The sequence below is a fragment of the Microcoleus asticus IPMA8 genome (assembly GCF_013179805.1).
Lineage (GTDB): Bacteria > Cyanobacteriota > Cyanobacteriia > Cyanobacteriales > Microcoleaceae > Microcoleus > Microcoleus asticus.
The window spans coordinates 1-8,710 of the sequence record NZ_SRRZ01000189.1; the positions used below are offsets into that span (position 1 = coordinate 1).

At 47.7% G+C, this 8,710-nt stretch carries 11 protein-coding genes; all 11 read right to left on the reverse strand.

Translation table 11 applies throughout. The features are described 5' to 3' along the window. Positions 1-240 precede the first annotated feature (240 nt). Positions 241-861 (reverse strand): tyrosine-type recombinase/integrase, encoded by a 621-nt coding sequence (locus E5S67_RS29795; protein ID WP_172192770.1) that lies wholly within the window; start codon positions 859-861, stop codon positions 241-243. A gap of 61 nt (positions 862-922) precedes the next feature. Then, positions 923-1,150, reverse strand: a complete 228-nt coding sequence (locus E5S67_RS29800) for a hypothetical protein (protein WP_172192772.1) — start codon at positions 1,148-1,150, stop codon at positions 923-925. A 175-nt stretch (positions 1,151-1,325) separates the two neighbouring features. Then, positions 1,326-4,163: a DUF3854 domain-containing protein gene (locus tag E5S67_RS29805; RefSeq protein WP_172192774.1), complete on the reverse strand. Its 2,838-nt coding sequence runs from the start codon at positions 4,161-4,163 to the stop codon at positions 1,326-1,328. Positions 4,164-5,129: 966 nt separating this feature from the next. Beyond that, positions 5,130-5,666 (reverse strand): hypothetical protein, encoded by a 537-nt coding sequence (locus E5S67_RS29810; RefSeq protein ID WP_172192776.1) that lies wholly within the window; start codon positions 5,664-5,666, stop codon positions 5,130-5,132. Further along, positions 5,654-5,923 (reverse strand): hypothetical protein, encoded by a 270-nt coding sequence (locus E5S67_RS29815; RefSeq protein ID WP_172192778.1) that lies wholly within the window; start codon positions 5,921-5,923, stop codon positions 5,654-5,656. Before E5S67_RS29815 ends, E5S67_RS29810 begins: the two co-directional genes overlap by 13 nt. Beyond that, complete coding sequence (locus E5S67_RS29820) at positions 5,920-6,405, reverse strand: hypothetical protein (protein ID WP_172192780.1); 486 nt, start codon at positions 6,403-6,405, stop codon at positions 5,920-5,922. Before E5S67_RS29820 ends, E5S67_RS29815 begins: the two co-directional genes overlap by 4 nt. Beyond that, positions 6,405-6,668, reverse strand: coding sequence for a hypothetical protein (locus E5S67_RS29825; protein ID WP_172192782.1), 264 nt, complete (start codon positions 6,666-6,668; stop codon positions 6,405-6,407). Before E5S67_RS29825 ends, E5S67_RS29820 begins: the two co-directional genes overlap by 1 nt. Continuing rightward, entirely contained in the window at positions 6,665-7,012 is a 348-nt protein-coding gene (locus tag E5S67_RS29830) for a hypothetical protein (RefSeq protein ID WP_246277045.1), read from the reverse strand. Before E5S67_RS29830 ends, E5S67_RS29825 begins: the two co-directional genes overlap by 4 nt. 4 nt (positions 7,013-7,016) lie before the next feature. Continuing rightward, on the reverse strand, positions 7,017-7,415 hold the full coding sequence (locus E5S67_RS29835; protein WP_172192786.1) for a hypothetical protein: 399 nt from the start codon (positions 7,413-7,415) through the stop codon (positions 7,017-7,019). Positions 7,416-7,621: 206 nt separating this feature from the next. Continuing rightward, positions 7,622-8,299 (reverse strand): hypothetical protein, encoded by a 678-nt coding sequence (locus E5S67_RS29840; RefSeq protein WP_172192788.1) that lies wholly within the window; start codon positions 8,297-8,299, stop codon positions 7,622-7,624. Then, the coding region (locus E5S67_RS29845; RefSeq protein WP_479686938.1) for a DUF6788 family protein at positions 8,296-8,710 on the reverse strand (415 nt) is incomplete at its 5' end. The genes E5S67_RS29840 and E5S67_RS29845, both read right to left, overlap by 4 nt.

Here is an 8,710-nt window from a genome sequence, read left to right on the forward strand (position 1 = left end):
TGACTCTTTGCGGACTGTATAGGGCTTGTCATCCCCAGTCGGCTCATATCTAAATGATGTTACCGACTCCAGCCACGTCAACCCTCTGGGGGAATCAACTTCAAAGACCTTTCCCGCGAACTCTACAGTCCCTTGCACTACCGATGGAATTGTCATAAGTTACCTACTCGTTACCTATTGCTATCTGTAACCAATATAAGTAACCCTATAGGTAACTGTCAAGAGTCACAGAAAATTATTTCAATCCTCCCAGAACCCCTCGAACCTCTGCGGTGCTAGCTGCGTGTATCTGACTGTGTGGTGGATGTTGGCGTGTCCCAGATAATCTTGAATCGCCCTGGTGTCTATCCCCTTAGCCGCCAGGTAGTACCCGCAGCCGTGCCGGAGCATATGGGGGTGTACCGGGAACTGAAGCTGAGCCCCTTCGCCCGACTTGCGGATCATCTTTCTAGCGGCGTCCGCACTCATCGGCCCGCCGCGCTCTGACAGAAATAGAAACGGCGATTCAGAATTTTCTCGCAGCAGTTGCCGGAGCGATCGCAATTCATCGCCGACGATCGGATGGGTTGACGGTCGGGAACCTTTCAGCCGTCTTACATGAAGATGACCGCTCTTAAAATCCACCTGCTGCCAGCGCAAATTTACAAGCTCAGATATTCTCAGCCCGTGACGATACCCCATCAATATCAGAGTTGAGTCACGATGGCCCCAGCGGCCAGATTTAGCGGCCTTCACCATCGCCGTGACCTCAGACTCTAGTAAATACTCCCGGTCGCGGAGTTTAGAATATTTCTGGTTTTTATTTGACTCTCTAGCTTTTAGAAGTGGGGCTTCATTTTCAGACAATGGCGTATCAAGCATCTTGGCAACCAAATCAGCCCCAACACTCTAGCTTTTGAGGCAGAAGCTAGAGTGTTTGCGATCAGCGTAACTTGGGAAAGATTTGGAATGATTGCCACATCTTGTAGATTCCAAACTCTCTTTCATTTGCTTTCCACTGCGCTATCCCTCCGTCAACGGTCTGAACCTCCGATCGGGCTTTTGCTAAATGTTGAACCTGCTGAGCCTTTAGGTTTTCCAAGTTAATACGTGCAGCATCAACTTGTAATCGAAGGTCAGAGAGAGCAATGTGAGTTTGTTGAGTTTGCATACTTTGAATTTTGAATTTGTCTTATTTAGTATCAACAGATTTCTCAAAACAGATTTTAGCTGGAAACTTTAGGACAAAAATTGCGATCGGTCCAGGGTGAGGTCTGCGAATTGCAGGGGGCTGTTAGGTATCTCAAAGTGCCGTTATAAATACTAAATACCTAACCTCGGGACTGCTACAGCTTCATCAAATCGCCAGCGATGAACTCGTGCTGCTGGCAGAATGAAACCTCTTTATCGAATTTCACTACCAAACCTGTGTGGGTAGAGTACGGACGGATGTCTGTAATGACTCCTCTGACGCCTTGGTACAGCCCGCCAACATCCTTAACCACAACCCGATCACCTACCTCCAAAATTCTGGGAGTAGGTTTTTTGGGAGTTGATATTGCTTCAGTTTTTTCTGGTGCGGGAGTCACCTGATCGACTTCCTTACATACCTTACTGACCTTACATCCATCGTCAGCAGTCTCAAAAGTGGGTGTAAGCCTTGCCTTACATACCTTACTTCCACTTTCACTGGAAACTAGATTCTCTACTACATCATCCTCTCTCATCTCGTGAGAAATTTTTGCATCGCGAAGACTTTCGGTATGTAAGGTATGTAAGGTATGTAAGTCAATGGTTTCAGCCGTTTTTTCCGATGTAAGGGCGGTTGTAAGGTCTGTAAGGTATGTAAGGCCACCATCCTGGCACTCGTCTTTCACACAAATCCAGTCTGGAATGTGCGGGCGATGGCTTGGTTGTTGGTCATCATCTTCATTGAGCGCTCGATCCAAGAAGCAGGGCAAAACTCGTAGCCCTTCCCAGAAAGCTGGTTGACGCTTAGCTTTACCGTTTGTCCAGATAACCTCGCTAGGACAATACTGTTTTGCCAAAACCCGCTGCAACCTTTGGATAAATTTTTGGTAAGACAGCGGACTGAGATTGTGGACTTTGCAGTATGCCTGATACCAACTATGTAGGTCGTTACCGCCGTGAGTTTCTGTGCCTGGTAAAAAGCAGCGATCGACAAAAGATTTAACACCGTCCCCAATAATTGCCGCTTCTTGTTGGAGAGCCAGCAACACGGGATTTGACATGGGTAATGTCAGGATGTTGTCGCGCTCTACCTTATCCATGCTCAAAGCCCATCCCGCAATCTCCCCCAATTCCTCAGAGAGTTTTTGCCCCAAGTCTGGATCAATATTTTTTGTGGATTTTATTGTCGGGATGGGGTAGCACCGCCTGTTCCATCCGTCGCCCGCGTGCTCGATTGGAAGGTGCTCAACCGAGGCAACCGCAAACCGTATATTCCATTTTTTCTGGATGGCTTTCGGCACATAGAGAGCGCGGCCAGACATCGGGCCGTTATCCACCAATTCATAAAAAGCCTTCAAACCTGACTGAAATCCTCCCGTATCGGGAATGTAGAAAAAACTTTTGCCCAGTAGGAGTTGGTAGCGGCCTTCAGGTTTTCCAAGCTCTGAGAAATCTTGAGAAGATGATGAGGATTCATTGCCTACCAAGTTTTCCATCAGTCGCAAAACTGTACCTTTGCCGTCGCCGCTGTTTCCGATAAAGTGCGGGAACCGACCGTAAGGAGCTGTCGGGTCTAGCAGTGCAGACATGAAAGCTCTGATAGCTGGAATTTGTGCTTCCCCAAAAGATGAAAGCAGAAATTGCTTGAGAGTTGGCGACAAACCAGCATTTTCTACGTAGTTGTAGGGCGAACACTCCAGCAGATAGTGTTCTTTATTGTGGGGTTCTAGTTTCCCAGTCCTGGTGTCAACAGTCCCGTTCAAGAAAGCTTTGAGATGTCGATTAGCGGTTTTGTCTTTTCTGTGAAGGGTTCGACGGCAATATTTGAGCGTGGCCTCTAAGTTTTTGCTCGTCCCAAATTTATAGTTTTTGCCGACCTCTGCCAGCTCGTAGCATTCCTCGGCAAAATCTCCGATCGCTTTTGCTACGTCAGCATCTTCTCTCAGTTGCCAGTGAGTGCCGCAATCTTGGAAAAAAGCGCCGCCATCTGAGACAAACCAGTCATCGCCAAACAAACTTTTCCGGCAGTGCACCTCAAAAGTTGTGTTTTTGCGGACAAGAAATTTACCGGGCCCGTCGCCATCCTCTTCATCAAAAGTTTTTGACTCCCAGCTTTTAAAATCTGTAGCAGCCGAAAGCGCCTTCCTGAAAGCCTCTATCCCTTTTTTCTGGATCAGGTCATCCATCCCCTTAGTCTCCCCTTCTGTTCCCATCTCCCAGTTTCCCGTAGCAATGTAAACAGGGACATTAAATTTTAGAAGTTGGCGACCTAATTTTCGCTGTGCCGAGTTGATGAAGGGATTGACGGCGGCATCAGCATCAAAAGCAATAATAAAGCCAAGCCCAGCGCGGGCATATTTTTCGAGAGTCGGGATTAAGTAACGCTTGCCTTGCACGTCATGATTTTTCCCAGTTAACCCATTCTCGACTCCTGTTAATCCGATCGTCGGCAAATTATTGCTGCAACCGGCGATCGCTTTCCAGTCACCCTCGGTAATTATTAGACACGGATGCCCGTTAACTTGGTAACAAGTTTTTTCTAAATTAATCTTGTCCCAATAATCCGGCTGGTAGGGGCTGGTGGGGATAAGTGCATCGCAGCCGTGGTCGGTTAGAGGTATCAGACATTTTAGAGCTTTTTTGTCTCCCTCTTTTTTCCAAGGGCGATCGGGGCGATATTGTATTTGGGTTGTTTGCCCACAAAATAGAAGGCCAGCAGATTTAGCCTCATAGCCTAAACAGAATTCCGCTTCTTCCTTTGTCACGCTCCGAAATGTCGCCCGCGTCCAATCATTAAGCAGACTGCGCTTTTCGGCGTCCGCTTGATGCTTAGTGTTGAGAAAAAATGTCGATGAGTAAGTTTGAGTAGATTTAGGTAGTTCTTGACAATCTTGGATAGATTCAGTTAATATCGGACAAGATTGTGTGGATTCGAGTAAGGTTAAGTCACTTGAAGCGTGACCGCCGATCGCGTTAGTATTGTCCCTAGTCATGATTTTTCCCGCACCTGGCGGGGCTAATTGTGTGGAATCAAAGAGCCGTTGCAGTTCGGGTACCAATCGATAGCAGCGGTTTTTTGGTGTCTAAATTTTTAGAAGATTTTAGGGCATAGAGAAAGGTACCGCCCTTTTGTTGCGGAAATATACTTGCGTCATTTTTCTATCTCTGAGAATTTCTACCTGCACTGACTAATGCACTTTTCTCACCAGAGGATACGGTGCTGGTGAAAATATGTTGGTTTGGTGGTCGATTGCGGATATCTGCCCCCATATATCCTGACCCCCTTTCTATTTAACACGAGGTCATACACTACAACCAAAATTTTGGACAAATTTTGTCCCGGCAACGGACTGGAAACGTAAAAAAAACTCACTCGTCGGATTTAAAGGTAAAAGCGTGCGACGACTCGCTCGCAGAAAGAGTTTTACTCAATTTTGCCTAACCACTCTCTACCGCATGGATATTAATATCCACGAGTGAGTTTTTCCAGAGAATAATGGGCGTCAAATGTCCAAAATTTTGGACAGATTTTGCCTCTATTTACCTAACCAGTCTCTACCTCTTCGGTATTAAGGGCGAAGAGTGAGTTTTCCACGGGAAACGCTTGACAGACCAGGGTTTGGCTAAGCGGTCTCTACGACATCGGTATTAAGGTCGATGAATTAGTTTTTCACGGGAGCGAGGCTCGGTTTTTGTCCAACATTTAGGACGGATTTTGCCCCGAAAATCACCCTTGTTTACCTAGCCAGTCTCTACGGTGTCGACCTTAAGGGCGACACATTATTTTTTGGAGAGAAACGCAGACAGAGAGCAGGTTTCAGAAAAAACAGTTTTTGGGGTATTTTGATGCTTTCTGACTGAGCTTTTATGCTTAATTTTGGGGTTATACCGGGTATCCCTGACCCGGTAAGTCGCGGCTGAGGCAGGCCATAAGCCAGCCCCCTCCCGGCCCACGTTAGTTACTCGCCGACGACGCGATGATATTCAGCCTCAGCAGCCTTATATTTTGCCCCGCCTCCTCTGGTCAGTCCCCAAATTTCATTAATGATTTTCAACTTGCCCCACCCTTTTGCCTTGAGTTCGAGTATGCGTTCAGCACGTTCGTTTTCAGCGTTCGCTGAAGGTTCAGCTAGTTGATCAGAGTCTGAGTGTTCATCATCATCGGAAGTCAAAGCCAGAGCGCGTTCGAGATGTTCAACAGGGTTCAAGATTTCTTCAGCTTCCTTCCGTCGCTGCTGCTCGGCTACATAAATTGAAGTGCTAAGTTCATCAGCCACGTCGGCATCAATAGCCCGCGCTTTCATCGCCTCAAATTCCTCCTCTTTTGCCACCTTCAAGGCAGAGCGACGCGCCTCGAAACAGCAGGCAAAACCAGACACCAGGGCAATGCCTTGCATGAAATTGTGCAGGGGAATCTTGCGAGAAAAAATGAATGGTGGAGCTAGCCAGAGGGCAAGCCCAGAAACCGATAACACCGAAACTTTTAGGAGCGACATAACATCACCCCCACGCCAACCAATGCTCCGATTGTGCTGGCAATCAGTCGAAAGCGAAGCTGTAGCAGATTGATTTTCAAAATAACGATGATTGCGTCGTCAAGCAGCCAAGCGCTAGCGCTGACAATGAGTTTAAGTGCGAACAACGCCTGTACAAATGCCAGAGCATTCGGGTGCAGCGATGCCAGCCAGCAAAGGAAGCTGGAAGCAATCGCAGTCAGCAGAAAATTGTTGCCCAGTGCGATCGCCTTTATCATTGCTCCGAGCCTCCCAGTAATTTGGCTTTGATAGCTTCAATCCTTTCAGTGGCGCGGTTTTCTGCTTTTTCCAATCCCATACCTAACCGGGCATAACCAGGGCGCAAGCCGTGTAAGTGTTTAGCCAAGCCCACATCAGCTTTTTTCTTCGTGAGTTCGCTAGTGCTAACAATCTTTTCGTACCCCCGGTGTGCTTTGTGTACTTTCGCGTCCGCTTCCTCAATCTGCCCCAAGGACTTGTAAGATTTTTTGGCATGACGAGCGTTCTCGGTTTTTTCTTTGGCGAGCTTCTTCATGGCGTCCGCTTCTTCCTTTGTGAAGTAGCGCGGGGCATCCACTACGGGTGTTGTGCGGATGCTAGTGAAGTTGCCGGGATTGAGCGGTGTGATAACGCTGGCATCGGTTGGAGCGGTTAACTTCTCAGACTTGCTGCTGATAGCGTCGCTACTTTCGCCGCCAAACAGTCGGGTCATTGTTCCCATTACTTTTGCTCTCCCTTGTTAAAAATTTGGTGAATTTCGTTCTTTAGTGCGATCGCTTCTTTCAAGCTTTGAATGATTTTTGCCGTCTGGTCTAATGCGCCGTACTGCATGATGATTTGAGTGATGCGCTCTTGAGAGATTTCTGAATCTCGCAGGTAATCGTGCAAAATATGGCGGTAGGCTAAGTTGCCGGGAATTGTCCAGCCGTTCGCTTGCAGCCATCCGATATCAAGCGATTCATTGAGCGGGTTGAATTGAGTCATTTTGCTCCTATTTGAATTTGAATCTTGACTGGCGGGAGTAAGTTGAGCGGATTGATTCGCGGCCACAAACTCAAAACCAACACAGCAAAGCCAACCGACGCTAGAGACACGGCGATTAATTGCCCGAAGTCTATCCACTCAAAAAAGTTGATTGACTGATGCTGATTGACTGGTGCTAGTGCAATTTCTGCTGGTTTGCGATCGAACTCCAGCCCGTGAGCTAGCAAGAGTTTTTCCCACGTCGCCGTCGCTGTGAGCTTTCCGTGTTGCCGTGCTTGCTCGTTTGTGAGATTGCAGTCAAAAGCTAATTGCTTCAAGTGTTCAATTCGGCGGCGTGACCGCATCGGCTCAGCCATGACTGACAAGCCTCAGCGTGTTGCCTGCGGTCGGTTCGCCATCAAAACAGGGGTATGAGCATTCGCTGCAAGTGCTGTGTGTCCAGTAAATGTAATAAACCCATGTATCGCGGGGGTAGTACGAGCCATCCTCCGGCAAATAGCACAGCCCCACAACTTCGCCAAAATCAGTAGCAGACTGGGGAGCGTCCTCATCCTCGTTTCCCTCCCAGTCCTGGGCAACCAGGTCGCCAATATTGAATACTGGCAAAGGGCGCTTACTAGGAGAAGCAGGCTGAACACGCGGAACGAGAAACGGCAAACCGACCGCCGCTAACCCTTGTAGTAGTTCGCGCCGGGGAAATGTAAAGTGTTGCGATCGCCCCTGGAGGCAATCACCTGAAATTGTCATAATTGTTAAGCTCCAAACGTTTGACGAGAACGGTTTGGGGAAGTCGTGACTTGGTTAGCATCGCAAGTGCTGCTCAGTCGCGCATCAATCTTCCTTAAACTTACGATCGCAGATTCCTAGAGAAATGACAACCCCTGCAACGGTAAAGTTTTGTGCGAGTAAAGACCCGTTTTGAGGGGCGTGATTCCTAATTTCCCTTTTGGGGTTTACCCTTCAATTATCTCTAAAATCGTCTTCATCTCAGCGGGCGTAACTTTTGATTTGGGATACTTGGCTTTGAACCGGTTGAGCAAGTCGTAAGCGTTGGGTAAATCTTTCTCGACAGTGGGTAATTTTTGTTTCAGGTCAGAGAGTTCCGATCGCACTTCTTCCAGCTCTTCCGACAGATCCTCTATTTCTTGTTGAAGCTTTGATTGCTTTGCATATTCTTCATCACCTGATTCCTCTATTGTCTGTAGATAGAATTGCGCCGTTGCAGAATGAGCGACTTTCTCTGCCGCAAATTGCGATCGCACTTCCTGCACTTCCTCTCTCAATTTATTGGTGACTGCGGTATAGTTGGCGCGGGCTTCCTCAGCTTGAACGTCTAATTCATCAATCCGAGCCTGCTTCTCTTGGAGCCTCCGAGATTGCGATTCATCTCGATATTTCAAGGCTGAGATTTCCTCTTGCAATTTCTGCCTTTCTTCTCTGTCCTTGATAAGCAGCAAGCGGTTGCGTTCTTTAAGTTGCTCAATCTCTGTATAGAAGCGATGGTAAGGCGGGCGCAATTCCTCCAACTCTTGTTTGAGCGATTCATTCTCTGCCTTCAGGTTAACTATCTCAATCTGTAACTCGCTGTCTGTAACCTCATCAGGCTTGAGTAACTCAGGGGAATCACTCAAGCCCTCAATTTTCCCGGCAGTTTACTCCTCAAGGCTTCTATAGATTCTTGCAGCGCTTGCACTTGGGATTTTAAGGCAGTGAATTCCCCAGTAGTCACTGTATCTGTAACTGTATCTGTAACTGTATCTGTAACTACTTGTTTGCTTTCTTCTGTAACTTCTGTAACTTTATCTGTAACCCGTGGTTGTGGGGGAGTATTCAGCGCCTCTGCAATCTCCTCAAGCTTTGCTGTGCTTATTTCCGAGGACTTGCCGATATACTTTTTATGCAACCTCCCCGCCATCTTTCTGTAACCATACCAGTAGTCACCCCCCTTGCCTGACTCTTTGCGGACTGTATAGGGCTTGTCATCCCCAGTCGGCTCATATCTAAATGATGTTACCGACTCCAGCCACGTCAACCCTCTGGGG